19 protein-coding genes are annotated in these 26,210 nt (G+C 31.5%); 2 read left to right on the forward strand and 17 right to left on the reverse strand.

Annotated elements, in window-relative coordinates:
* Positions 1-21 precede the first annotated feature (21 nt).
* The 9 genes from BQ9840_RS06790 to BQ9840_RS06830 all read right to left on the reverse strand — a co-directional run bounded on the left by BQ9840_RS06790 (position 22) and on the right by BQ9840_RS06830 (position 13,364).
* Positions 22-984 (reverse strand): hypothetical protein, encoded by a 963-nt coding sequence (locus tag BQ9840_RS06790; RefSeq protein ID WP_077369067.1) that lies wholly within the window; start codon positions 982-984, stop codon positions 22-24.
* A 207-nt stretch (positions 985-1,191) separates the two neighbouring features.
* Positions 1,192-3,135 carry a vWA domain-containing protein gene (locus BQ9840_RS06795; RefSeq protein WP_077369068.1) on the reverse strand — a complete coding sequence of 648 codons (1,944 nt, stop codon included), beginning with the start codon at positions 3,133-3,135 and terminating at the stop codon, positions 1,192-1,194.
* Between the two features lie 11 nt (positions 3,136-3,146).
* A complete protein-coding gene (locus BQ9840_RS06800; RefSeq protein ID WP_077369069.1) occupies positions 3,147-4,373 on the reverse strand; it encodes a hypothetical protein in 1,227 nt (408 codons plus the stop codon).
* Positions 4,370-6,484, reverse strand: coding sequence for a hypothetical protein (locus tag BQ9840_RS06805; protein ID WP_077369070.1), 2,115 nt, complete (start codon positions 6,482-6,484; stop codon positions 4,370-4,372). The genes BQ9840_RS06800 and BQ9840_RS06805 overlap by 4 nt, the downstream gene beginning before the upstream one ends.
* A 114-nt stretch (positions 6,485-6,598) precedes the next feature.
* Positions 6,599-8,392, reverse strand: a complete 1,794-nt coding sequence (locus tag BQ9840_RS06810) for an oleate hydratase (protein ID WP_077369071.1) — start codon at positions 8,390-8,392, stop codon at positions 6,599-6,601.
* Between the two features lie 172 nt (positions 8,393-8,564).
* The gene (locus BQ9840_RS06815) at positions 8,565-9,167 is read right to left on the reverse strand and encodes a TetR/AcrR family transcriptional regulator (protein WP_077369072.1); all 603 of its coding nucleotides are present in this window, start codon (positions 9,165-9,167) and stop codon (positions 8,565-8,567) included.
* Between the two features lie 143 nt (positions 9,168-9,310).
* On the reverse strand, positions 9,311-11,011 hold the full coding sequence (locus tag BQ9840_RS06820; protein WP_077369073.1) for a [FeFe] hydrogenase, group A: 1,701 nt from the start codon (positions 11,009-11,011) through the stop codon (positions 9,311-9,313).
* 3 nt (positions 11,012-11,014) lie between these two features.
* Positions 11,015-12,886 carry an NADH-quinone oxidoreductase subunit NuoF gene (locus tag BQ9840_RS06825; protein ID WP_077369074.1) on the reverse strand — a complete coding sequence of 624 codons (1,872 nt, stop codon included), beginning with the start codon at positions 12,884-12,886 and terminating at the stop codon, positions 11,015-11,017.
* Positions 12,876-13,364: an NADH-quinone oxidoreductase subunit NuoE family protein gene (locus BQ9840_RS06830; RefSeq protein WP_077369075.1), complete on the reverse strand. Its 489-nt coding sequence runs from the start codon at positions 13,362-13,364 to the stop codon at positions 12,876-12,878. The genes BQ9840_RS06825 and BQ9840_RS06830 overlap by 11 nt, the downstream gene beginning before the upstream one ends.
* Positions 13,365-13,600: 236 nt before the next feature.
* Here BQ9840_RS06830 and BQ9840_RS06835 point away from each other — a divergent pair, with 236 nt between their 5' ends.
* On the forward strand, positions 13,601-14,965 hold the full coding sequence (locus BQ9840_RS06835; RefSeq protein ID WP_077369076.1) for an aldehyde dehydrogenase: 1,365 nt from the start codon (positions 13,601-13,603) through the stop codon (positions 14,963-14,965).
* A gap of 41 nt (positions 14,966-15,006) precedes the next feature.
* On the opposite strand, the gene BQ9840_RS06840 is transcribed toward BQ9840_RS06835, so the two are convergent.
* Positions 15,007-19,275, reverse strand: a complete 4,269-nt coding sequence (locus BQ9840_RS06840; RefSeq protein WP_077369077.1) for a 2-hydroxyacyl-CoA dehydratase — start codon at positions 19,273-19,275, stop codon at positions 15,007-15,009.
* A 323-nt stretch (positions 19,276-19,598) separates the two neighbouring features.
* On the opposite strand from BQ9840_RS06840, the gene BQ9840_RS06845 reads away from it, so the two are divergent.
* Positions 19,599-20,471, forward strand: coding sequence for a CPBP family intramembrane glutamic endopeptidase (locus BQ9840_RS06845; RefSeq protein WP_077369078.1), 873 nt, complete (start codon positions 19,599-19,601; stop codon positions 20,469-20,471).
* A gap of 35 nt (positions 20,472-20,506) precedes the next feature.
* Here the strand turns inward: BQ9840_RS06845 and BQ9840_RS06850 are convergent, their stop codons facing one another.
* From BQ9840_RS06850 to BQ9840_RS06880, 7 genes are all read right to left on the reverse strand, one after another.
* On the reverse strand, positions 20,507-21,439 hold the full coding sequence (locus BQ9840_RS06850) for a muramidase family protein (RefSeq protein ID WP_234978633.1): 933 nt from the start codon (positions 21,437-21,439) through the stop codon (positions 20,507-20,509).
* 113 nt (positions 21,440-21,552) lie between these two features.
* Entirely contained in the window at positions 21,553-22,089 is a 537-nt protein-coding gene (locus BQ9840_RS06855; RefSeq protein ID WP_077369080.1) for a LysM peptidoglycan-binding domain-containing protein, read from the reverse strand.
* A gap of 105 nt (positions 22,090-22,194) precedes the next feature.
* Complete coding sequence (locus BQ9840_RS06860; RefSeq protein ID WP_077369081.1) at positions 22,195-22,815, reverse strand: hypothetical protein; 621 nt, start codon at positions 22,813-22,815, stop codon at positions 22,195-22,197.
* Between the two features lie 112 nt (positions 22,816-22,927).
* Positions 22,928-24,259, reverse strand: coding sequence for a Na+/H+ antiporter NhaC family protein (locus BQ9840_RS06865; RefSeq protein WP_077369082.1), 1,332 nt, complete (start codon positions 24,257-24,259; stop codon positions 22,928-22,930).
* Positions 24,260-24,375: 116 nt separating this feature from the next.
* Entirely contained in the window at positions 24,376-25,176 is an 801-nt protein-coding gene (locus BQ9840_RS06870) for an ABC transporter permease (protein WP_077369083.1), read from the reverse strand.
* A 4-nt stretch (positions 25,177-25,180) separates the two neighbouring features.
* Positions 25,181-25,912 (reverse strand): ABC transporter ATP-binding protein, encoded by a 732-nt coding sequence (locus tag BQ9840_RS06875; RefSeq protein WP_077369084.1) that lies wholly within the window; start codon positions 25,910-25,912, stop codon positions 25,181-25,183.
* Positions 25,902-26,207, reverse strand: coding sequence for a hypothetical protein (locus BQ9840_RS06880; RefSeq protein WP_077369085.1), 306 nt, complete (start codon positions 26,205-26,207; stop codon positions 25,902-25,904). Before BQ9840_RS06880 ends, BQ9840_RS06875 begins: the two co-directional genes overlap by 11 nt.
* Positions 26,208-26,210 lie beyond the last annotated feature (3 nt).

The raw sequence follows: 26,210 nt of genomic DNA on the forward strand, positions 1-26,210 counted from the left end.
AGAACTATGCCATTGGTGGGCTTATTTATGTTCTTCTAAGTTTCCTATAGCTTCAGTGTTTAAATCTATAATCTTAGAAGTAACAACATCATCAATTATATAATTATTTTCTTCTATCACTTTTAAGTATTTGCTAATAATATTACCTGTTATCCCTTCTTTATCATTGGATATGGTTTTTTTATAGCTGTTAAGCACGTCTTCAATTATCTTTTTGTCTTCTCTATTGTATATTGGAGTATTGTCTCCTCCTTGCATATACATGACTAAGTATTCACCATAAAGTCTAGTTATCTCTTCACTTTTAACTCCATCAACGTATTTTCTCAAATATTTTTCTATATTTATAAGTCTATCTGCTAAATCATCCCAAGATATAATTAGTCCTGCATCTCTCATTGGAGGATTATCTAAATGAATAGCCATAATATTAATATACTCTGCCATTTCATCTGAAATATACTGCTTGTATCCATTTAGAGCATTGTAGTCTATTGCTGGATAAAAAGCTCCCTCTGCACTAACTATTTTATATTTCCCATCAATAATATTAGTCACAAGTTTTTTCAATTCTTCATCTTCTATAGAATTAACTTTGTTTGAATCAAATTCATAATTAGGGAAAACTTTTGCTAGAGTAGATTGTCTATCTTCTTTGAAAAATTCATCCATATAATGAATTGCATAGCTTTCCTGCATACATTCTAATTCTATAACCATCTTTTCTGCAAATTCAGGAGATGCTTTTGATATATTTTCATCAATATACTTGGCTAATTTATAGGGCTCACTATTTTCTTTGATTAATACTTCAAAATCTCTTTCTATTTTTTCTTTTTCTCTCTTTTCTACTTGTGCCATCTCTTCTTCTACTTTTTTAGGATCTTCCCCATCCTTTTCTTTATTCGCTTTTACTGTGCACCCAGCTACAGAGATTATTAATATTAATCCAACTACTAAAAGTAAGTACTTTTTCTTCATCATAATATTACCTCTTTCGTTTTTCTTAAATAACTTCTTTATCTATTATACCCTATTTTTATTAATTTTGTATAATAATTTATTTCATATTATTCTATTATCAATGAACTATATTAAATATATCAAATCTAGCTCTTGAAATCGTTACAAAACAGTTACAAAATTAGTCCCTTTAAAATTAATAATCTTATTTTTATCTTTTACTATCAATTATTTGTTAAAAATTGATTGCAGGTTTTTTCCTACTGCTTTTAGCAATTCTTTAGGTAGTTTTTCTACTTGTTCGCCGACCATTATCCCCCGTGGTTGTTTATATCCTTCATTCCATACGAAATTAAATATTTTTTCATTGGTTTTAATATTTTTACCTATTTGAAATGCATATATTTCAACATTCTTAGATATCAACTCCTGTACAGCTTCTTTTGTAGACCCTGGAAAACTTGACGCGCCATCTGTAATTTCAAAAACTATCTTCATTTGTTTACCTTTTTTAAGTTCACTTTCCTGTATGGGCATAATGCTATTAGATATTTCCCTAAGGCAACTAGCATCATCAGTAGCTCCATCTGTTGCATCTAACTTTACAATTGAGCGAATTATATCACTTTTTTCTTTTTCTTTTCCATTATTATCGTTAAATTCTTTAACATTATAATACTTACTGCCAAAAAACCAAGTTTCGCTTAAAACTTCTACTTTTTGATTTAATTGTTTTCCATTAATTTTCAGATACCGATTGAAATCATCTATTGACAGTAATGTCACTGCCAAAGCTTTTCTTGCTGCCTCAATTTTTGATTCATTCATTGAGCCTGAATTGTCTATCACAAAAGAAATCTCTATTCTCTCAGGCAATATATCTGTTTGAGGCTCTAGTAAATATCGGTTGAAAATCGGAAGATTTTTGTAATTGCCCTTTTTTTCAGCCTCTACAAAATCTGGATAATAGTCAATAAAATTATCAATATCTAACTTTCCCTTTATTTGACCATCTTTTTTTACATTTATTTCTTTTTTAGCATCTCCTATAAGCTTTTCCCAAAATTTACGCATTTGTTCCCTTTCCGATTTCATTTTATTTGAATAAAACTGAAACAATTGTTGATCTGTTTGACTAATCCCATAAGGAGTTAAATCAACCTTACCTTCCCTGGTATTTTTTACACTTACGCTTATTTGGTCTCTTTTATCTAGCATTTCTTCTAAAATCTTTTCCTCTTCTTCTTGGGTAGATTCAAATGAATCTATTATCTCATCTACTTCAGATTGTTCAAAAGGATTTTTATTTCCTTTAAGTTTTTCTTTTTGCTGTCTTTTTGATTTATAAAATATCATGTCATCAATTTCTTCTTTCCACAATTGTTCAAAAACTGGAAAGATAAATGAACGAAGAAATTGATCTCTTTCTACAATTCCCTGATCATTATTAATCTGTCTAACTAATTGATAATGAATAAAGTCAAAAAAAGGTTGATTAAAAATTTTTCTATCAAAGGGATTTTGGGCACATCCTTTTATTTTAGGCTCTACTTGATATAATTCAATGATTAAAAAACTATTTGCAAAAGCTCTATGTCTAGGCATTTTAAGAATGGACTCTATGGTTTTACCTACTTGTTCCATATATGAAGCAATTTTCTCAAAATTTTCTTCATCCCTATATATAGGACACATCTGCAAAACCCTTAAGAACGCTACTTGCTTATCCAGTAAACGTAATAAGTCAAGAATTTCTTTTCTCACATAATTCAAAATAATTTTGGGTTGATATGCCTGATCTTTTTCTAACCCTTCTTTTTTTATCCTAGCTAGAATATAAATTGTCATCCGATCAATTTCTTTCTGCCAATCATTTTTTCTATTCAGATATTTTTTAGTTTGCTTTTTCCAATCAGGATAGAGGGCTAACTCATAGTAGATATGCCACATTATTTGATTTTCATCTAATTTCCTATCCAAAAAGCTTTGAAGTGGCAAATATAAAACCCCCTTTGAAGGGTCTAATAGAAATCTTTCAAATTTAGGATGGGAAATATACATCAAACTAGAATCTCCTGTAAATGTAGCTAATGAGCGTTGCTGTTTTCGCAAAAATTCTTCAAAATGTTTTTTAGATTCTTCGATTAGGATTTGTTCATCAAATTCAAACATGCCTCTCCCTCCTATTGATACAGTGGCAAATCCCATAAGTCCTTTGGTGTATTGATTCTATCAATTTCTAATAGATTTAATTTGCCTTCTATATCCATAAGTAGATATTTTGAAATGTCAAATTTTATGACATTTGTAAAAAACACATCTTCAATTGTTGTATCTTCATTCAGGTACCAATTTCCAAAGTTCATTTCAAATAAATATATGATTCCATCTTCACTTAAAACTATAGCTGTGCCTTTTTTAGATTGAACATCAAATAAATTACCTTTTAAATCATCTATTTCCATCTTTATATCTATTGTATCTTCATATAAAGAAAATATTTTAAGCTGTCCTTTATTTCCTATGGCTATAAGAGAATCCTTTTTGCCATCTTCATTCTCTAGAAATCTAATTGCTCTTATTTCATCATTTAGCAAATCTATTTCTTTGATAATACTAAGTTGTTTGTTATCATATTTAATTAAATATAATCTTCCTGTCTTTGTTCCAACTACAAAATAATCATGACTTATTTTTTCCATTGTAGCCCAATTTGAAACACTACAATATATATCCTCATGAAATATCAATTGATATTCATCTTTTTCTTTTATTATTTCAAATAAACTTAACTTTTCTTCTCCATTCTCAGCTATAAATAAAGTATCATTAATTGCTAAACATCTTCCAAATACACTAAAATCATACTCTATTTGAATTCTTTTAACTTCAATTTGTCCGTTGGCATCAGGTATTTGTTCAAAATTATCACATGAAATTAAATAGCATCCACCTATAGCTCCAAAAAGCAAAATTTCTTTATCATTTAATTTATATATAAATGAAATTCTCTCCTTTATATCTTTGATAGGAGCACTCCACTCTACTTCAATTTGATCATCATCAGAAGTATCTATATAAAAAAATTGAACACTTCTATCTACACTAGCTGTAATGAAGAGATTTTCATTAATTCTTAATATGCTTTCTATAAAACTATTAAAACTAAATGCTCCCAATTGTTTTGTCTGATTTATTAGCATTGAAGTTTCTATGACATTGTTTTTGTAAACTCGATAATATGGAATCAATTCAGCCAATAAGGCTTCCTCAATTTGCGAAAGTTTTTCTAATTGTTCTTCAAAATCTTCATTCAAAATTCCATTTGTTTGACATTCATTCAACTTTTTTCTTAGATTTTCAACTTGATTCTTGAAGTCATTTCCATCCACCGACAAATTTATTTTCATTCTTCTCCCCCATTATCTTCTAAGTATTCAAGTAAATCCTTTGAATGCTCTAAATGAGATAATTGTTGGTCTAGTTTTTCATATTTCTTTGCATCAATTGGCAATGAATCATCAATATTATATTTTAAATCTTCCATTAATTCTTTTGGCAAAGTTTTTCTTGTAGTTCCTTTCCCAAATATCAGATGAACCACATCTAAATAGCTTAAAGTTTCTATTGATGGGCGAACATAGTGATATGGGCGGGTACGAATTTCATCATATGTTGTAGTTGCTTCTCCTAAGCCTTTTGTCTCAATCTTCCATCCTTCTGATTCAGGAAAAAAACCAAAGCGCACTGCTTGTGAGAGAATATAATTTTGATCGTCAGGATAAGTAATTGAACTAATAAAACCATCCCACAAAGCCTTGCTCAAATCTTTTTCTTCCCCTTGATTCCAATTATCTAAAACATGCAAAATATTACGGATTGATAATACAGATTCTCGAAGCTCCAATCCACCTACTCCAAAATCCTTTTCTACTTCATTGTCCTTCCAATTGCCCATAAAAACATTTTGAGTAACTCTACACAACTGAGAAAATCGAAACAATTCTTCCAATGTCCTCTTGGAGTTAGGAATGAAAATATTCCCATTTTTATCAGCCAATTGTGTTAATATTATTCTAAAAAGTTCGTTTTTTTCTGGAAACTCTTGATCTTCTAAAGAGCCTGTTATATTTTGTGGTACATAATTATATTCAATAGTCACAAAACGTGATTTAAATGCTGGATTTAAATCATTTGTTCCTTCATAATTAACCGTTTGAGTTGATAGATTTCCTGTACCAATAAATCCAAATCCAGGTTTAATCAAGACAGGGCCAACTCCTGTAATATAGGCCGTACTTCCCGCATGACGCTGCAATATGTCATTCAAAGCAATTAAATTTTGCATGGCAATCGTATTTAATTCGTCAACGATTACAGGACGACCTTCTTTTACTGCAATCAAAATCTCTTTTTCTATTTTTTTGATTTCAGTTCCAAAAGCACTATTACTTGCTACTAACAAATCAGAAAAGCTCTTCCATATCTGAATCTTAAGCTGTAACTGCTCTTCATCAGTCATATTCTCTAGCCTTTCTTTGTGTTCATCCATCCACTCATAAAAATCTCCTATAATCATATTTAGATAATCCGAATATGATCCTTCAGAAAAACTATGTTCTAGAGACAAAGTTTTCTCTACAAACATATCTTCATAAGTTAAATTATGTGAACCAGATATAAAAAGTGGCTGTAAAGACTCTATTTCCTCTTTACTTCCATTAGTTAAAATATTTTTATAGTAAAGCTTTCTTTCTTCATTAAATTCTTTAAATTTTTGAATAGCCACTTTTTCTGTTGCATTTGGATTGGTAGAAAACCAACCTTCCATTTTGTCTTCTAATTCTCTTTGTATTTTGTTTTGAATAGTAAAATCTACAGCTGCTTCAATTGCTAATTGCGTTTTCCCACTGCCTAAATGTCCTACAATATATACTGGAACACCTAAGTCTAGCGAATCTATTATTTTTTGTTTTGATTTAACTACATAAGGAACTGTAACTAAATGCTGTTGATATTTGTTTTCTATATCTCTTATCAATAGACGTTTATGATAAAACTCCCACCCTTCTGGGGAGTTTCTAATAAGTTCCTCTAATTCTCTTTCTAACTTTTTTATAGAATCAACTCTATATCTTGTAGCGGAATTGCTCCTATAATTACTGTAATTATTGCTCTCACTATTTATTCTTCTTTCAAATCGCAGGAAGAACTTTTCATATTCAATTAAATTTTCAATTTCTTGTATCTTTTTGCTCATGTTTAATATTTCTTCTTCTTTATAAGCTCTGTATTTTTTATAATAAACATTATTTTTTTTAGGATTAGGAACTATTTTATCGTCCCTTTCTTCAAATCTTCTAAAAGCTTTAAAAAATGATCCTTGCTCTTCTATTTTTTTGCTATTTTCACATTCCAATGATTTTAAAGCTTCCTTGTGCAAATCATCTCTATACCAACTTTGCATTTCTTCTATGGTAGGAATATAAGATTGATTAAGCTTTTTATTTTGTTCATTCATGAAAATATTCTCCTTTACATAATATTCTATTGTATTATCAATATAAGTAATAAATTAAAATCCCGATTTTCTCAAATTCGGGATTTTAATCATATTATTTAATTCTAGATATCATTAAATAATTTTATATTCTTTCAACATCTTTTCAATCTCTGTTCCTGCTACTTGTTTTTCAATTTTACGTCTAACTAGTGGTGGCAAATCTATTTCTGGTTTTTCCCCATCTAATAAACATACACCTGCATTTAACAAATAGCGGATATCATATCTGGAAGCATATACCTCAGGAACTCCTTTTTCAACTCCAGTCAACACATATACTGCTTCCATAGCTGTACGTCCTGAGTATTCAATAGTAAATACAGTATCACGTCCTGGATCATCTAATGTTTCAGCATATTGTCCAAGGAAAGCAAAGTTTACTGCATTCTTTGGTACAACATAAGGACGATCTCCAAATTCACGAGGCATAAATTGAGATGTAATAAATGGCATCATAACAGGAACTGCAGTACAACTTTCTGCTAATTCTTCAATTTTATCTGTGGGAACTCCTATATGATATAACCATTCTTTTGTAATTTCCTTACCAGTACAATCTCTCATAGATTTCTTAATGTAGTCGCCAGGAACATCGGTAAATAAACTATATACCCAAACAACAACATCTTTTTCAGGTTGACCATAGTATTGTTCTTGACGGTTTATGGTCCAACTCATTAACCATGAAGAGTCAACTGCTGTAACTATACCACCTGTTACAGTTCGTCCAGTATATGGAGAACGTTTTGTAATCTTTTCAATATATTCAGGAACACGTTCATCATGACAAGTTACTGTACAAGACTCCCAATTAGATTTTTCTGGATCTGTACAGAATTTATCTGGATTTCCAAACTCATCACATTGAGCTGCTATATTTCTCCACAAAGTCCAACATCCTTTTGCTTCCTTGTTAAATGGAGCTGGAGTATTGTCATCACCATATCCAGAACCTTCAGTCATAGAGCCATTAGTGATAAATACTAAATCATTTTCTGTTAAGTCAATAGAAATGTCATTTTCATTTTTATCCTTTGCAACTATCTTCTTTGCAACTTTTTTATCATCTGAAATTGAGAATTCAACATTATCAACAGTGACCCCATATTCAAATTTAGCACCATGGTCTTCTAAATATTTAACCATAGGTTTTACAAATGAAGTATATTGATCATGACGTGAGAATTGCAAAGCTGAAAGAGTTGGTAAGCCATCAACATGATGGATGAAACGATTCATATATAATTTCATCTCTAAAGCACTATGCCAGTTCTCAAAAGCAAACATTGTTCTCCATATTGTCCAGAAATCAGTATTTAAAAGCTCCTCGGAAAAAATATCTTCAATAGCTTTATCTTGAAGTTCTTCATCTGTCATCATCGTAAAAGCAGCTAATTCTTTTGCCAAGTCTTGACCCAAATTAAATTTTCCATTATCATAGCGTTCACCATGGTTATGAGTAATACGACAATTGCTGAAATTTGGATCATCATGATTTGTATAATAAAAATGATCTAATACAGTCATATTAGGATCTTCTGTAGATGGTAAGGAACTAAACAAATCCCATAAAACTTCAAAATGATGTCCCTGTTCACGTCCTCCACGTGCCACATAACCTGCATTTTGGCGAACTTGACCGTCCAAAGACCCTCCAGGAATATCTAATTGCTCTAAAAAAGTAATATTGCTGCCATCCATGTGAGCATCACGAATCAAAAAACATCCAGCAGCTAATGAAGCAATTCCAGTTCCAATTAAATAAGCCTTTTTGTTTTCAATATCTTTAGGTTTTCTTGCATTTACTAAAGAATGATAGTTCCCATTTGTAAGCGTAAGCCTTTCATCATGTGTCTTTAATTTCATTTTATTCTCCCCTTTTACTTTTTTAATAGTCTTTTGATTTGGACTATTATGTTTACTTGAGTTCATTATATAAACTTTTTATAAGTTTTACATTATATAAATAAACTGTGGTGTTCAAAAATTGAACACCACAGTTTATTTATACAATCTTTATGCATCAAAATAAAAATGTCTAATAAGAAAAAAACCTCATATCACTTTTTTGCCAAATATCATTTAAATCAGCACTTCGCTTAAGAGATAATCTAATGTTTCCATCAAAAAGCTGGCCTATTCGTCGAATTATATTATTAGGGTCCCCCTTCATTCCAGAAGCTATCCAATGTAGTATCATTTCAGTAAGGGCACATTGATAAAAGAAAGCAATCAGTTTTTTATCTCCTAAAGAGGCTGAAATACCATCATTTACTTTTTCAACATATCTAATCATAACATTTCCTGATACATTATATATATAATTCTCTAATTGTTCTCTCTGCATAGAATTATATATATGATAAATAGCTTTCTGGTTTTCTAAAGCAAACTTAGTGGCTAAAAGAAAACTCTCTTCCCAAGAAAGTGTATCATTATACTCACCAATTACTCTTTGAAGTTCTGTTTGGAAAATTTCTGATAAAAGTGCATATATATCTGTATAGTGATAATAAAAAGTATTTCTATTAATATTACATGCTTTAGCAATATCCTTAACTGTGATTTTGTCAAGTGGACGCTCATTCAACATATTGATGAATACCTCTCGAATCATTTCTTTGGTATATTGCTGTACCAAGTTATCACCTCCACAATGCTTTAGCTATATAAAAATTATAGCACATGGAATGTTATTTGCAAACGCGACAGTGAGACTGGTATTAGCACTTTATTTATTTCTACTTTTTGCTAATATAATTATTATAACAATTTTTAATTTAATTAAAAATTAGATTCTTCCTTCTTATGAACATGTAGTAAATCATGTCTGTCCTTTAGCATTCCTTCAAACAATGAACTTATCAAAGGATTTTCTTCAGAACTCTTGATTTGAGAAGTTCTATCAAGTTTATATAATCCATTAGCCCTATCAATGCCCCTATTACTTGTTTTAGATACTGGTTGACCTCCACCACATACACAACCACCTGGGCAAGACATTACTTCTACAAAATGATAGCTTTTTTCTCCTGACTTTATTTGTTTTACCAATTCACTAGCATTTTTTAGTCCATGTACTACTGCTAATCTAACCTCTGTTCCATCTATATCAAATACAGCTTCTTTTATATTTTCCATTCCTCTTACATCTTTAAACATTACATCCTTAGCTGTATGATTAGGTTTATCTTTTAGAAGTCTTGTAACTACTGCCTCAGTGACTCCTCCAGTTGAACCAAATATTACACCTGAACCACTTACTAACCCAAAGGGCATATCAAAGGATTCTTCTTCTAATGATTCAAATATTATACCTGCTTCCTTTATTAAAAATGCTAATTCTTGTGTTGTTATAACTATATCAACATCTCTGTTTCCATCATGTTCAAATTGTTCTCTAGCGGCTTCAGCCTTTTTAGCTGTACAAGGCATTACTGATACAACTATAGTCTCTTTACCTTCTTCTTTGTCCTTATCCTTAAAGTACTCCTTCAAAACTGATCCAAACATTTGTTGTGGAGATTTGCAAGTAGAAATATTATCCACCATATCAGGGAATTTATTCTCAGCAAATTTAACCCATGCTGGACAACAAGAAGTAAATAGAGGAAGTTTCTTACCTTCTGTAAGCTTTGTAACAAATTCATTGCTCTCCTCTATCACTGTCATATCTGCTCCAAAGGATGTATCATAAACTTCATCTACTCCAATGGTCTTAAGAGCAGCAACTATTTTTCCTACTGTTACTTCTCCTGGATTTAATCCAAACTCTTCTCCTAGTGCAACTCTTACCGCTGGAGCTATTTGAGCTACTACTCTTTTGTTTTTATCATGAATTGCTTCCCAAACTTTATAATTCTCATTCTTAATTATAATTGCCCCTGTTGGACATACAACTCTACATTGTCCACAATCTACACAAGTTACTTGTGAAATATTCTTATTAAAAGCAGGTGTTACTATCATTTCTGAACCTCTATATGCAAAGCTTAAAGCCCCTACTCCTTGCACCTCTTCACATACCCTTACACAGTCTCCGCATAAAATACATTTATTTGGGTTTCTTATAATACTCAAACTTGATTTATCAATAGGGAGTTTATCAATCATTTTGTTAAATCTAATTTCTCTTATTCCTAATCTAACTGCCAACTCTTGAAGTTGACATTGTCCAGTTCTATTACATGCAGTACAATCCCTATCATGTTCAGCTAATAATAGTTCAAGAATTGTTTTTCTATACTTTAAAAGCCTTGGGGTGTTTGTAAATATTTCCATGCCGTCCTTTGGTACCTCTGAACAAGAAGTAAATACTTTTCCCTTAGTATCTTCAACTATACACATCCTACAAGCACCATAAATACTTAATTCTGAATGGTAACAGAATGTTGGCAAATTGATACCAGCTTTTCTCACTACCTCCAATACATTTTTTTCCTTATCAAATTCGACTTTTCTACCATCTATTATCATAGTACTCATAGCCTACTCCTCCTTTATAGCTGAAAATGCACAATGTTCTAAACAAGTACCACATTTAATACAAATATCAGGATCAATTGTAAATTTATCTTTTATTCTTCCAGATATTGCGTTTACAGGACATATTAATCTACATTTTCCACAACCTTTACATAATTCAGGTACAATCTTTATTATCTTAAGTCCTTGACAAGTACCAGTAGGGCATTTCTTATCTACTACATGAGCCAAATATTCATCTCTGAAATATTTCAATGAACTAACTACTGGGTTTGCTGCTGTTTTTCCAAGCCCACAAAGAGCAGTATTTGTTATGGTATCTGCTAATTCTTCAAGTAAATCTAGATCTTCTACTGTACCCTTTCCTACAACAATTTTTTCTAAAATTTCAAGCATTCTTTTGGTACCTTCTCTACAAGGTACACATTTTCCACAGGACTCTTTTTGAGTAAAATTCATAAAAAATCTAGCAACTTCTACCATACAAGTATCTTCATCCATTACTACCATTCCACCAGAACCAATCATAGCTCCAGCTTTTTTCAATGAATCAAAATCCAGTGGCATATCTAAATGTTCTTCCGTTAAGCAACCACCTGAAGGCCCTCCTATTTGAACAGCCTTAAACTTTTTATTATCCTTTATCCCTCCACCTATATCGAATATAACTTCCCTAAGAGTTGTACCCATAGGTACTTCTATGAGGCCAGTATTATTTACATTTCCTGTTAAAGCAAATGCCTTTGTACCAGGGCTATTTTGGGTACCATAAGACTTGTACCATTCAGCGCCGTTCATAATTATATGCCTAACATTTGCAAAGGTTTCAACATTGTTTAATACAGTAGGCTTTTTCCATAGCCCTTGTTCTACAGTTCTCTTTACCTTTACTTTAGGCATTCCTCTTTCCCCTTCGATTGAGGCAATAAGTGCACTACCCTCGCCACAAACAAATGCCCCTGCCCCTTGATTTACATGAATATCAAAATTTAAATCTGTACCTAATATATTTTTACCAAGTAATCCAAATTCTCTTGCTTGTTCAATAGCCTTATTTAATCTTGCTACTGCCAATGGATACTCAGCTCTCACATATATATATCCTTCTGACGCTCCAGTTGCATAAGCAGCTATACTCATACCTTCAACTATATTGTGTGGATCTCCCTCCATAATAGATCTATCCATAAATGCCCCAGGGTCTCCCTCATCACCATTACATATCACATATTTATTATCACTTGGATAGGAAAGTACTTGGGACCATTTCTTTCCAGCAGGATATCCACCACCACCTCTGCCCCTAAGCTTAGCATTAGTTATTTCATTACATACTTCTTCAGGAGTCATTTCATCCAAAACCTTAGCAAGTGCTTGATAGCCACCATATGCAATATACTCTTCAATTGATTCTGCATCAATGTGTCCACAGTGCTCTAACACAAGACGTGTTTGAGATTTGTAAAAAGGTATTTCTTCTTGTGTATGAAAAACTTTACCTTCAGATTTATACATAAGTCTTTCAACAGGATGTCCTTCTATTAAAGTCGTATTTACAATTTCCTCACAGTCTTCTAACTTTACTCTTATATATAAAAATTTGTCTGGTTCAATTCTAACCAATGGGCCTTCTTCGCAAAATCCATGGCAACCACTTTTTCTTATTCCAATTCCTTTATCTTCTTCATATAGTTCTACCTTTGCTAATAATCCTTTTTCTTCTACCAACTCTCTCAATCTATCATAAATTGCCAAAGAACCATTTGCTACACATCCAGTTCCTCCACAAACCAATACATGCTTTTCTTGTTTATCAAGACTGTTTTTATATCTTTGAGATATTCCTTTAAGCTTTTCAATACTATTAATTTTCATCTTTTAGACCCCTCCTTATTTCGTGTATAAGTTCAATAGCAGACTCTGGGGTCATCTTTCCATACACCTTATCATTGATATTAATGGCAGGTGCAAGGCCACATGCGCCAAGACAAGATACAGTTTCAACAGTAAATAATAAGTCATTGGTAGTATGTTTTTTATCATTTAATTCTAACTCTTTATATAGTGCTTCAAGTATCGGAATGGATTTCCTCACATGACATGCAGTACCGTCACAAACTTTAATAACATATTTTCCTTTTGGTTCTAATGAAAAGTTCTCATAAAAGGTTGCAATGCCAAATATCTTAGAAGAACTAATATCCATTTTGTCAGCTATATATTCTAAAGCCTCCTCTGGTAAATACCTATATTTCCCTTGAACTTCTTGAAGTACAGTGATTATAGAAGATTGTTTTCCACCATGTGTTTCTATAATGTTATCAATTATATCCTTCATCTCTTCAGTAAGCATAAACTAACCTCCTAACATTTTTATATTTTGTTAATTTATCAACCTTTATTCCGACTCGTCTGAATATTCTCCCTTGATTGAATACTTTGTCAATTATTTTATCACAACAAAACATATAATTCTAGTGCTTCAAATAGAGAAAATAGAATATAAAATTACTGGTAGAATAAAGAAAGTTAGTGTTTCTTTAATATTTTTTGGGTGATATAATAAATATATGGAAAGAGGTGAAATGTATGTATGATATTAAATCTATTCTAGAAAGTCAGAGAAAATTCTATAAAAGTAATAAAACAAAAGATTTAAATTTTAGATTAGATAGTTTAAATAAGTTAAAAAGTATCATAGAGGAAAATGAAAATGACATATCAGAGGCACTTAAAAAGGATTTAGGTAAATCTCCATTTGAATCTTATACAACAGAAATTGGAATTGTTTTAAGTGAAATAAGCTTTACTACAAAGTATCTAAGTAGTTGGATGAAACCAAAGAAGGTGAAAACCCCTCTAGCAGCCTTTAAGGCTAAAAGTTATATCTATCCAGAACCCTATGGAAATACACTAATCATTGCACCATGGAATTATCCTTTTCAGCTGTCACTTGCTCCACTTATAGGAAGTATAGCTGCAGGCAATACTGCTATAATAAAGCCTTCAAGTTCATCTGAACACACTGGTAAAGTATTAGAAAAATTGATAAATGAAAACTTTCCAAGTTCATATATTAGTGTTATTACTGGTGAAGAAGGGAAATTCCTTTTAGATGAGAAGTTTGATTATATTTTCTATACTGGCAGTGTGCCTATAGGAAAAATGGTCATGGAAAAAGCCGCTAAACATTTAACTCCTGTTACATTAGAATTAGGGGGAAAAAGTCCTTGTATAGTAGATAATGAAGGGGATTTAGACCTATTTGCTAAAAGAATAATATGGGGAAAGTTTTTAAATGTAGGTCAAACTTGTGTTGCACCAGACTATATATTAGTTAATAAAAATGTAAAAGAAGAATTGATAAAACATATGATTACATATATTGAACAATACTATGGCAAGAACCCTCAGGAAAATAGTGAGTATGGAAGAATAGTCAATGAAAAACAATTTGCTAGATTGGTAAAATTAATAAGCAGTAGTGAAATCATCTATGGAGGAAAATATGACAAAGATGATTTATACATTTCCCCAACATTGATAGACAATGCTAGCTGGAATGATCCTATTATGGAGGATGAAATATTTGGCCCACTTTTCCCAATATTAGAATATGATACTTTAGATGATGTTATAGAAATGGTAAACAATCGTCCAAGACCACTTGCTCTATACTTTTTCTCAACAAATAATGAAAAGATAGAAAAGATAATTGGACATACATCCTACGGTGGTGGCTGCATTAACGACACTATAATGCATTTGTCTAACCCACATTTGCCCTTTGGCGGTGTAGGCAATAGTGGAATGGGAGGTTACCATGGGAAAGGTAGCTTCGATACATTTACTCATTATAAGAGTGTTTTAAAGAGAAGTACTTCATTTGACCCTGATTTTAGATATCCTCCTTATGGAGATAAAATCAACTTGGTTAAAAAGATTTTAAAATAGTATAAAACCTGCCACAAGTTCCTTTGGCAGGTTTTATATTATTAGTTATATGAAGTAGCAGAAACATCTTTTTTTACATTAGATGAATCTTCTGTTAAATTGTCCTCTGCAGTTGAAAGCATAAGTTTTAGTCTGTTTAATTGATTTACTTCACTTGCTCCTGGATCATAGTCTATTGCTACAATATTGGCCATTGGATATCTTTCTTTTATAGCCTTAATCATTCCCTTTCCTGTTACATGATTTGGTAAGCATCCAAAAGGCTGTACACATACTATATTCTCTACTCCACTTTCAATGAGTTCTACCATTTCGGCAGTAAGAAGCCATCCCTCTCCAGCCTGATTTCCTAGGGAAATTTCAGGTGTTACTAAACTAGCCAATTCCTTTATAGTAAGTGGAGGATAAAATCTATTACTTTTCTTAAGGGCCCTCTTTAAATGCTTTCTATAGTGTTCTAAATATAATATAGAAACCTCTCCTGCAAACTTATTTAATCTAGCCTTAGACAATTGTTTGTATTTGAAAGATTCGTTATAAGCACAGTACATTAAAAAATCTGTCAAATCTGGTACTACAACTTCTGTGCCTTCCTTTTCTAATATATCCACTATATCATTATTAGCTGTAGGATGGTATTTAACAAGTATTTCTCCTACTATTCCCACTTTTGGTTTCTCTACATCTGTAATCTCTAATTTATCAAAATCTGAAACTATTTCCTCAATATTTTCTTTGAATACTTTTTTATCTCCTACTTTTACTGATTCTATACATTTTTCCATCCATTTTTCAAACAATAAGTTAGCTGAACCCTTTATCTTTTCATATGGCCTAACTCTGTATAGTACCCTCATGAGTAAATCACCATACATAATAGCCATAACACCTTTCCTTGCCAACTCCATAGAATAAGTAAATCCTGGATTTGCTTCCATGCCATTAGGACTTACACTTATAACTGGAATATGTCCAAATCCAGCATCCTTTAGTGCTTTTCTTATAAATCCTATATAGTTAGAAGCCCTACATACTCCACCTGTTTGTGTCATCAATACAGATGTATTGTTTAAATCATATTTCCCTGATTTCAATGCATTTATAAACTGACCAACAACTATAATGGATGGATAGCAAGCATCATTGTTTACATATTTAAGTCCCTCATCTATGGCTTTTTTGTCTACTGATGGCAATATTTCAAAATTGTATCCACAAGTATTTACAGCTTCTTGTAATATTTTAAAGTGAATTGGAGCCATCTGCGGTGCAAGTATAGTGTGTTTCTCTCTCATCTCTGTTGTGAATATAACCCTTTCAGGTAATTCTCCTTTTCTTACAGGTTCAAATCCTGATTTATCCCTTTCGTCAACGGCTGCATTTAGAGATCTCAATCTAATCTTCACTGCACCTAAATTATTCACTTCATCTATTTTAAGAACAGTATAAATCTTTTTAAAATTTTCCAGTATTTCCTGTACCTGATCAGTAGTTACTGCATCTAGACCACAGCCAAAAGAATTTAGCTGAACTAATTCTATATCTTGTTCTCTAGCCACAAAGTTTGCAGCTCTATATAATCTAGAGTGATATGTCCACTGGTCTACAACTCTCAATGGCCTTTCAGTTTTTTCTAGATGAGCTATTGAATCTTCTGTCAAAACAGCCATACCTAAAGATGTAATAACATTTGGAATACCATGATTAACCTCAGGATCCACATGATATGGTCTTCCTGACAATACTATCCCCTTCATATTGTTTTCCTTTAAGTATTTAAGTACTTCTTCACCTTTTTGTCTTATATCTTCTTTGTATTTTAACTCTTCATTCCATGCTATATCTACCGCACTGTCTATCTCTCGTCTTGATACATTTAATTGTTTAAGCTCTTTAGCAATACCTTTTTTCAATCCATTCAAATCATCAAATGTCAAGAACGGGTTTAGAAATACTACATCTCCTTCTTTCAATTCATCCATATTGTGCTTGATAACTTCAGGATATGAAGTTACAACTGGACAATTTAAATGATTGTTTGATTCCTCATCTTCCTTCTTTTCATAAAAAATACTTGGGTAAAATATTAACTTTACACCTTTTTCTATTAAGTCTATAATATGTCCATGTGATAGCTTAGCTGGATAACAAACAGTTTCGCTTGGAATTGTCCCTATTCCCTTTTCATATAGTTCCCTAGTAGAATGTCCTGACAATACTACTTTAAACCCTAATTCAGTAAAGAAAGTATGCCAGAATGGATAGTTTTCGTACATATTTAAAACTCTAGGTATCCCTATGATCCCTCGTTTAGCTTCACTTTCATCTAATGATTTGTAATCAAAAGTTCTATTATATTTGTACGTATAAAGGTTTGGAATATCCTTTCTCTCCTTACTTATTCCAGACCCCTTTTCACATCTATTTCCGGTAATGTATCTACTTCCATCCGAAAAGTGGTTTATAGTAAGGAGACAGTTGTTTCCACAACCCCCACATCTTCTCATCCTTGTATCATAAGAAAAATCATCTAGTTTCTCTCTGTCTAAAAGTTTTGATTTTTCACCCGACATATGTCTTTCCTTAGCTATAAGTGCAGCCCCTAGTGCCCCCATAAGCCCTGGTTCATCAGGTCTTACAACAGTTCTGCTTGAGACTAACTCAAATGCCCTTAGTATTGCATCACTATAAAAAGTCCCACCTTGCACTACAATCTTTTCTCCCATTTCTTCTGGGTCTCTAATCTTAATTACCTTTTGAAGAGCATTTCTAATAACAGAATAAGAAAGGCCTGCTGCTATATCTCCTACTGTGGCACCTTCTTTTTGTGCTTGTTTTACTTTTGAATTCATAAATACTGTACATCTTGAGCCTAAATCCACTGGATTTTCTGCCATAAGTCCTTCATTTAAAAATTCCTCTGCACTTAGGTTTACTGAATGGGCAAAGGTTTCAATAAATGATCCGCATCCAGAAGAACATGCTTCATTTAACAATATACTATCAATAACACCATCTCTAACCCTCATACATTTCATATCTTGACCACCAATGTCTAAAATGAAATCTACGCCAGGTAGAAAATAGTCTGCTGCTTTGTAATGAGCTATTGTTTCCACTTCACCTTCATCAACATGAAGAGCAGCTTTAATAAGTTCTTCTCCATAACCTGTTACTGCAGAACTTGCAATATAAGCTTCTTTTGGTAATAGGCTATAAACTTCTTTTAATAACTCTACTACCAATTCCAATGGTTTTCCCTTGTTGTTACTATAATGTGAATACAATATGTTGTTTTCATCATCTATAAGAGTAACTTTAGTGGTAGTAGAACCTGCATCTATACCAAAATAACATGGGCCACTAGCATTTTTTATATCCTTTTTAACTAACTTACGTGTTTTGTGCCCTTCCCTAAATTCCTCTAATTCCTCTTTATTTAAAAATAGGGGTCTAATCCTTTTAACACTCATATCTATAGGCCTATCTAAAGAATCAAGCCTATTCTTAAGTTCTATAAAGGTGATCTCATCAACTTCTCTTGATGCAACTGCAGCCCCTAAAGCTACAAATAGTTGGGAATTTTCAGGAAATATAATTTCATCTTCTGTTAATTTTAAAGTTTCAATGTATCTTTCACGAAGCCCTGATAAAAAATGTAGAGGACCACCTAAAAATGCTACTTTTCCTTTAATAGGTCGTCCACAAGCAAGAGTTGTAATGGTTTGATTTACAACAGACTGAAATACACTTGCTGCTATATCTTCTTTTGAAGCCCCTTGATTTATCAGTGCTTGAATATCAGTTTTTGCAAACACACCACATCTACTAGCTATAGGATAAATGGCCTTATGCCCCTTCGAAAGTTCGTTTAGACCCTTGGCATCTGTTTGAACAAGAGTAGCCATCTGATCAATAAAAGCTCCTGTTCCACCAGCACAAATACTATTCATTCTCTGGTCAACTCCACCTTCAAAGTATGTTATCTTTGCATCCTCTCCTCCTAATTCTATAGCTACATCTGTTTGTGGAATAAACTTACGTATTGCCGTAGAAGAAGCTACGACTTCTTGGATAAAAGGTATATTTAGCCACTTATTAACTGCTAAACCCCCAGATCCTGTAACCATTATTGTAATTCTTTCATTTTTAAACCTACTATAAGCTTCCAATATCAATTCCTTTACACTGCTTTTAATATCAGAAAAATGTCTCTTATAGTTACTATAGAGTATATCTAATTTCTCATTTAATACTATAAGTTTGACCGTTGTTGAGCCTACATCTAATCCCAAATGTAATATTTTCATAAATTTCAGCCCTTGGCCTTTACCTCCTTATCTCCTCAATAGAATACTATTTCTACTGAAAAATATACAATAACTTACATCTAAATACTGAATTTCAATACTTAAACTTACATGAATTATAGCACAAGTACTTGTAAGTTACAAACATTTACCATCTCGTATTAGTTCAAAATTCAAGATGGTAAATTGAATATATTCATAAATATTATACTAGGTTCTTTAATATTCGTTTTTCAATGAAATTGAAGGTTTTTAATGATTATTATATATATTTCATATATAATATACTTTGTTAATATAATTAATTATGAAAGGAGTGTACTATGGAAAGTAAAGCAATTTCAAAGGAAAGACCTATATACAAAGTCAATTTATTTTATTTTTTAACACTTATTTGGGCTATAATGGTACAGTTTTTGCCATTTAATGAAAACTTATATCAGTACATAGCTTTTTTAATCCCAATAATAATATATTTAGTTATAAATAGAAAGTCTGCAAAAAAGATATTAAAATTAAATCCATTAAACAAAAAAAGCCTTCTTTTGATCCCTGTTATATGGATTTTCATGTTGCCTCTTTCTATGTTTGTTATAACCATATATACTTCATATTTCGGGAGTACATTGGCAGAGCTTGTAACTGAAGAAACTTCTAATACCGCTTTTGGAATACTATTATTTACAGCTTTAACTCCTGCTGTATTAGAAGAAATCCTTATGAGGGGCATTGTGTTAGAAGGTTATAGTAAAAAAAGGAGATTAATAGCTGCAATAATTAATGGATTAATGTTTGGTATGCTTCATTTAAACAGTTTTCAATTTTCTCATACCTTTTTTGCAGGAATTGTAGCTTCTTATTTGGTTTACAGTACTAATTCCATATTTTCATCCATGCTTATTCACTTTATTAACAATGGATTTCCACTATTTATGGATTTAATTATGCCCACTAGTGATGCAGGGCCTGAAGCAATTGGAGAAACAAATCTTTTATTATTAGGAATAGCTGTTGTTATATGTTTGTTTATAGTATATTTACTAATGCATAAATTGGCAGAGGTAAACAACATTAGCTTAAAAGAAGAAAGAGAAGAATTGTCAGATGAAAAGATATTTAATTGGCCTTTAATAATTAGTATATTTATATTTTTATTATTTAGCTTACTATTATCTTTTTCACTAAAAACAATGTAACCTGCTAATATATATTAGCAGGTTACTTTATTTATTTATTCTTCTTCTTCATCTAAACTTTCAGAACATGGCATTGATTTTGGTATACAGATGATTTGACCCACTTGTAGATTGTTTGGATCAATCCCTGGGTTTGCTTTTATCAATTGTTGCACTGTTACATTGTACATTTGACCTATCTTGTATAGAGTATCTCCTGGTTTTATTCTATAATAGAATCCACCTGGACATGGAGGTATTGGTTGTATTCTTGGTATGCAGATGATTTGACCTATTTGTAAATTATTTGGATCTATTCCTGGGTTTGCTGCTATTATCTCTTGTACTGTTATATTAAACATTCGAGCAATACTATACAAAGTATCTCCAGCCTTTATTGTATAATAAAATCCACCTGGACATGGAGGTACTGGTTTTTGCATTGGTATACAAATGATTTGACCTATTTGTAGATTATTTGGATCTATTCCTGGGTTTGCTGCTATTAGTTGTTGAACTGTTACATTGTACATTAGACCTATACTATATAGCGTATCCCCTGCTCTTACTGTATAGTAGAATCCACCTGGACATGGAGGTACTGGAGGTGTTGGAGGTACTGGCTGTGCTCTTGGTATACATACTACCTGCCCTATTTGTAAATTGTATGGATCTACTCCTGGGTTTGCTCTTAGAATTGCCTCTAATGGTACATTAAATTGTATTGATAATTTATAAAAAGTATCCCCTGACTTTATTGTGTAATAAAACCCATTTGGACATGGAGGTAGAGGTTGTGGTGAAACACTTGGGATACAGATTACTTGCCCTATTTGTAGATTGTATGGATCTATTCCTGGATTTATAGCCATTATAGCTTCAACTGTTGTATTGTATCTTTGCGCTAATAAATATAGCGTATCACCCGATTTAATTGTATAAGGAAAACTTCCTACAGGGCAATATTTTTGCGAACGATAATAATTCATCATTTAACCACCTTTCTTTCTAAATTTCTTCAATATATTTTATGCACTTAAGTGTATAAATGTGAACAAATACAAAAGTAAACATGCCCTATAGTGGACATGTTTACTTTTTTTTAGCTTCTAGGAATACAAATTACTTGACCTATTTGAAGATTGTTTGGATTTATCCCAGGGTTTGCTGCTATTATAGCTTGAACTGTTGTATTATATCTTTGTGCTAATAGATATAATGTATCTCCTGCTCTTATTGTATATAAAAATCCATTAGGGCAAGTAGGTGTTGGAGGTGCTGATATAGGGATACAAATCACTTGACCTATTTGTAAATTATTTGGATCTACACCTGGATTTGCTCTCATAAGTGCATCTACGGTAATATTGTATTGTTGAGCTATTTTAAAGAAAGTATCTCCAGCCCTTATAGTGTAAAGGATTCCACCTGGGCATGGTGGTACAGGAGGTGCTGCACTTGGAATACATATTACTTGACCTATCTGTAAATTGTTGGGGTTAATCCCTGGGTTTATTGCAATTATTGCATTCACTGTTGTATTATATCTTTGTGCTAACAAATATAGAGTATCTCCTGCTCTTATTGTATAAGCAAAACTTCCTGCAGGGCATGTTCGTTGAGATCTATTAAAATCCATGATTATTATCACCTTCCTATATTTTAATTCAATATATATTATGCTTTTATAGGAATAAGTGTGAAAATAAAATATCAGACAAGGTATCCCTCGTCTGATATTTTATTAGTTAAATAATGTGATTTCAGTTATATAATTGTTATAGCAATCTACTTTTATAAACACTCCACTACTTTCATTATCCTTTAAATTGTACTCAAAAACATAAAACTCAATATTATCTGTGTTTTTTTCAACTTCATAACTAGTATCTACAAGAACTAGCTTATTAGCTTTATCACCTAATTTATCCTTTATAAACTCTTTACTCAATGCCTCTGCTTCATCCTTATTCAATGACTTACCATTGTTTTTTTCTGGTAGTATTTGTTTTAAATAAAAAGCATTGTCTTCTTTTTCGCTAACTCTAATATCAAAAGTACTTGAATCATTCCAAAATAGATATTGATGATATTTACTATCATCACCATAGTCATAATAGTTTGCTTTTAGCTCATATGTGCTATCAATATCTACATCAAAATAATTCTTTATCTCTTCAATAGCTACTTTTTTGCCTCTATTTTCTTCGTTAGTATTTTTTTCTTCTACTTCCTTATTTGTCTTTACACTTTCTTCAATCTTTTCTGCTTCAGCTTTATTAACATTAGTTTTAGGGCTACAAGCAGTAAGAGTAGTTGCCAATAATAATCCCGCCACTATTAAAGTTATATTTTTTCTAAACATTTCTTCATCTCCCTACAAATATTGTTGATTTTTCTATCTTTAAAACAATTATACATATCCTTGCCAATAAAGTGGTTACAATTGGTTTACAAAATAATTACAGGCTAAATAACTAGCCTGCATTGATTTTTTTCATATTCACAAGTTTTAAATGCATAATTGTTACAATTGGCACAAGACAAATATAGAAGGCATAGGGAATATATTTTACACTGCTAACACTCAAGGTTGCAGCTGGTATAAGTCCTGATATATTCCAAGGAATAAGAGGTGATATGACCACTGCACTATTTTCTATGTTTAGAGCAAATTGATATTTGTCTAAATTCATATCCTTATATATCTCACTCATTAATTGAATAGTCAAAACTATAGCTATCGATTGATTCGCCCCAAAAGCAGCTGTAATAATGCTGCAAATACATGTATAAATAAAAAGTTTATATCTAGAATCTACACCTTTAAGCAGCTTATGTACATTTGAAAGTAAATTTGTTCCTTCCAAAACACCTGCCAAGGCACAAGATACAAAAGTTATATACATAGCTCCCAACATAGAAACAATCCCTCCACCTTTAATAATAGAGGAAAGGAAAGTATCACTAGGTATTTTATAACCAAAAACTAAATAATATAAGAAGTCTTTTATTCCTACACCTTGATAAAAACAACTAATTATAAATGCTAAAATTATACTTAATAACATGGACTTTTTTACATCTATTTTAAATATGCTTAATACAAGAATTAATATGGCAGGTAATAATACTATAATGCTAATTTTATAATATTTAAGTATTTCTTCATTTATCCCCTTTTCCACAAGATTTAATGGATATTTTAAAGAAAATAGAAAATAAATTAAAATGCAAAGTAATACTGGAACAATTGTAGTCTTAATCATATTTTTAATATTTGTATATATATCTGTGTCTGTTAAATTGGCTATTAAATTTGCACTTGATGACATAGGTGAGCATCTATCTCCAAAATATGCTCCAGAAACTATTGCCCCTGCAACTATATTAGGATTTAAATTCCCAATTCTAGCAATACACATAAGACTTAAACCTATAGTCCCTACAGTTCCAAAGGCTGTACCCATTATGTAAGATACCAAAGTACATATAATGTATGTATACACTATAAAAAAACTTGGGTTCATGAACTTTATACCATAGAAAACCATCCCTTCTACTGTTCCTGATGCCATCCAAGAAGCTGTAACCATACCTATTAGTAACAGGATCTTCCCTACAATGAACGATTTTTCTCCTCCCTTGTAAGCAATTTTAAAAATCTCCTTAAAAGGATAATCTCTTCTGTGAGCAATAGTACAGAAAATAAATAGACATAATGTTAGGGGTATTCCTATAAATACATCTTTTACAACAGAATATATAAGCATTATAGATGATACTACTAATCCAATTAATATATCCATTTTAGTTTTCTCCTTGTAAGTCAGGGGGACAGGTTCATTGTCTCATTTTATAGGTGGCAAACAAAACATCCCTCCGCCACCCTGTAAATTATAACACAAATAAAACCCCTTGGGTTTTAAAATTTACCTCTCTTTCTATCCCAAAGCTTTACTGCTACAAAAAGTAATACTATTGATAACAATGTGTAGAAAATTCTATTTACGAATATAGTATGCTCTAAAGGCTGAAACTGCGAATAGGGAGCTATCTCATTGAACCTAATTATATATTTTGTAATTTGATTATTGTGTATATCTATACTATACATCCAATAAATAAACTGTATTATGATAGGTACTATACCATTATCAAAGACAACTTGAAGTACATAGCTTAAAGATGCGACAAACATAATTGTAGGTAAAATCCACAATATTGTATACTTATAAAAAGCTGTATATGAAATACTATCCCCAGTTAACTTTGAAAAACCATGAAACAGCCATGTAGCATGACCTGCTACTACCAATACTATAATTAAAGCTGTAATTACATCAGCTAAATACTTTCCTCCTACATATTTAAGGGAAGAAACTTCTCTAGTATATATAAGTTCATTAGAGCCATATCTTTTATCCCTAACAAGGGTAAACGCAGTAACAAATACCATGAAAAAACCTAATCCTATTCCAATGTAATCAGCAAAGAGTCTAGCATAAGAATTGGTAACCTTATCTTCTTTGAGAATAGCTTCGTATTCTTTTTTTTCCTCAACAGCTTTAGTATCTGTCCTAGGGGATATAGGCTTTACCCAATCTCTTTTTAAATCCCCAATAAATTGAGTATCATAAAATAAAAAAGTAGATACTATTAAAATAATAATAGTAAGACTTGTAAATTGGTATTTTAGTTCTTTGAAAAAAATCTTTCCAAACATAAGCCTACACCTCCTTTATAAATTTCATATAAGCATCTTCTAATGTCGGAGATACTAACTCTGCATCTAAAGAAGGGCTTTCTTGTTCAATCATACTTTTAACTGTACCATCATATACAACTTTGCCTTTATTTAAAACTAGTAAAGTATTACAACTTAAATCTATATCTTCAACAACATGAGTTGACAACAATACTGTTCTATCTTTTCCTATATCAGAGAGCATATTTCTTATTTTAATCCTTTCTTCTGGATCAAGTCCTACTGTTGGCTCGTCAACTATCAATACTTGTGGTTCCCCTACCATTGCCACTGCTATTCCAAGTCTTCTTTTCATTCCTGCTGAAAGAGTCTTCACCTTTACCTTAAACAAATGCTCAAGATGTACTTGCTCTAATTTATCTAAAATTTCATTTCTAGAAATTTTTTTATTTGAAAGTGCAGCAAAGTAATCCAAAATTTCGTATACTGTAAAATTAGGATAAAAAGAAAATTCTTGTGGAAGATATCCAATTATCTTTCTTATTTCTTTTTTATTTTCTACACTTATTCCATCAAAATAAACCTCTCCTGAAGTTTTAGGTATCAGAGTTGACAGTATTCTCATAAAAGTTGTCTTACCAGCACCATTTGGTCCCAAAAGTCCATGAAGTCCTTTATTTATATTTAGATTTATATTATCTAAAACTCTATTAGAACCATAATCCTTTGTAAGATTTATAGCCTCAATGTTCATAGTAAATTTTCCTCCTTATCTCTCTAAATGAAAGATATTCATAAAGTTGAGAAGCAATCAAAAAAATGAAAGTAGATATTGTCAACGATAATATCTCAAAACCCAACTTTAAATATAAAGTTAATGCTAAAACAGTTGAAATTCCAAATATGGATATTAACCAGCGAAGTTGTATTTTTCTCAATACTCTTTTGTTTTTTCTAACCTTCTCAAGTTGAGCCTTATCATATTCTAAAATTCTAACACGATTCCAAACTTCATTTAAATATTTGCGATTATCATTTTTACCATTCATTTA

The organism is Anaerosalibacter sp. Marseille-P3206, assembly GCF_900155565.1.
GTDB lineage: Bacteria > Bacillota > Clostridia > Tissierellales > Sporanaerobacteraceae > FUHM01.

What these genes read in the sequence shown, in the direction of transcription:
- BQ9840_RS06795 (WP_077369068.1), bottom strand. Translation starts at nt 3,135, where the DNA reads ATGTTTGAATTTGATGAACAAATCCTAATCGAAGAATCTAAAAAACAT.
- BQ9840_RS06865 (WP_077369082.1), bottom strand. Translation starts at nt 24,259, where the DNA reads ATGGATATATTAATTGGATTAGTAGTATCATCTATAATGCTTATATAT.
- BQ9840_RS06840 (WP_077369077.1), bottom strand. Translation starts at nt 19,275, where the DNA reads ATGAAAATATTACATTTGGGATTAGATGTAGGCTCAACAACGGTCAAA.
- BQ9840_RS06875 (WP_077369084.1), bottom strand. Translation starts at nt 25,912, where the DNA reads ATGAACATTGAGGCTATAAATCTTACAAAGGATTATGGTTCTAATAGA.
- BQ9840_RS06880 (WP_077369085.1), bottom strand. Translation starts at nt 26,207, where the DNA reads ATGAATGGTAAAAATGATAATCGCAAATATTTAAATGAAGTTTGGAAT.
- BQ9840_RS06850 (WP_234978633.1), bottom strand. Translation starts at nt 21,439, where the DNA reads ATGAATTATTATCGTTCGCAAAAATATTGCCCTGTAGGAAGTTTTCCT.
- BQ9840_RS06830 (WP_077369075.1), bottom strand. Translation starts at nt 13,364, where the DNA reads ATGCTTACTGAAGAGATGAAGGATATAATTGATAACATTATAGAAACA.
- BQ9840_RS06810 (WP_077369071.1), bottom strand. Translation starts at nt 8,392, where the DNA reads ATGAAATTAAAGACACATGATGAAAGGCTTACGCTTACAAATGGGAAC.
- BQ9840_RS06825 (WP_077369074.1), bottom strand. Translation starts at nt 12,886, where the DNA reads ATGAAAATTAATAGTATTGAAAAGCTTAAAGGAATATCTCAAAGATAT.
- BQ9840_RS06855 (WP_077369080.1), bottom strand. Translation starts at nt 22,089, where the DNA reads ATGGATTTTAATAGATCTCAACGAACATGCCCTGCAGGAAGTTTTGCT.
- BQ9840_RS06860 (WP_077369081.1), bottom strand. Translation starts at nt 22,815, where the DNA reads ATGTTTAGAAAAAATATAACTTTAATAGTGGCGGGATTATTATTGGCA.
- BQ9840_RS06870 (WP_077369083.1), bottom strand. Translation starts at nt 25,176, where the DNA reads ATGTTTGGAAAGATTTTTTTCAAAGAACTAAAATACCAATTTACAAGT.
- BQ9840_RS06845 (WP_077369078.1), top strand. Translation starts at nt 19,599, where the DNA reads ATGGAAAGTAAAGCAATTTCAAAGGAAAGACCTATATACAAAGTCAAT.
- BQ9840_RS06820 (WP_077369073.1), bottom strand. Translation starts at nt 11,011, where the DNA reads ATGAGTACTATGATAATAGATGGTAGAAAAGTCGAATTTGATAAGGAA.
- BQ9840_RS06835 (WP_077369076.1), top strand. Translation starts at nt 13,601, where the DNA reads ATGTATGATATTAAATCTATTCTAGAAAGTCAGAGAAAATTCTATAAA.
- BQ9840_RS06790 (WP_077369067.1), bottom strand. Translation starts at nt 984, where the DNA reads ATGATGAAGAAAAAGTACTTACTTTTAGTAGTTGGATTAATATTAATA.
- BQ9840_RS06800 (WP_077369069.1), bottom strand. Translation starts at nt 4,373, where the DNA reads ATGAAAATAAATTTGTCGGTGGATGGAAATGACTTCAAGAATCAAGTT.
- BQ9840_RS06805 (WP_077369070.1), bottom strand. Translation starts at nt 6,484, where the DNA reads ATGAATGAACAAAATAAAAAGCTTAATCAATCTTATATTCCTACCATA.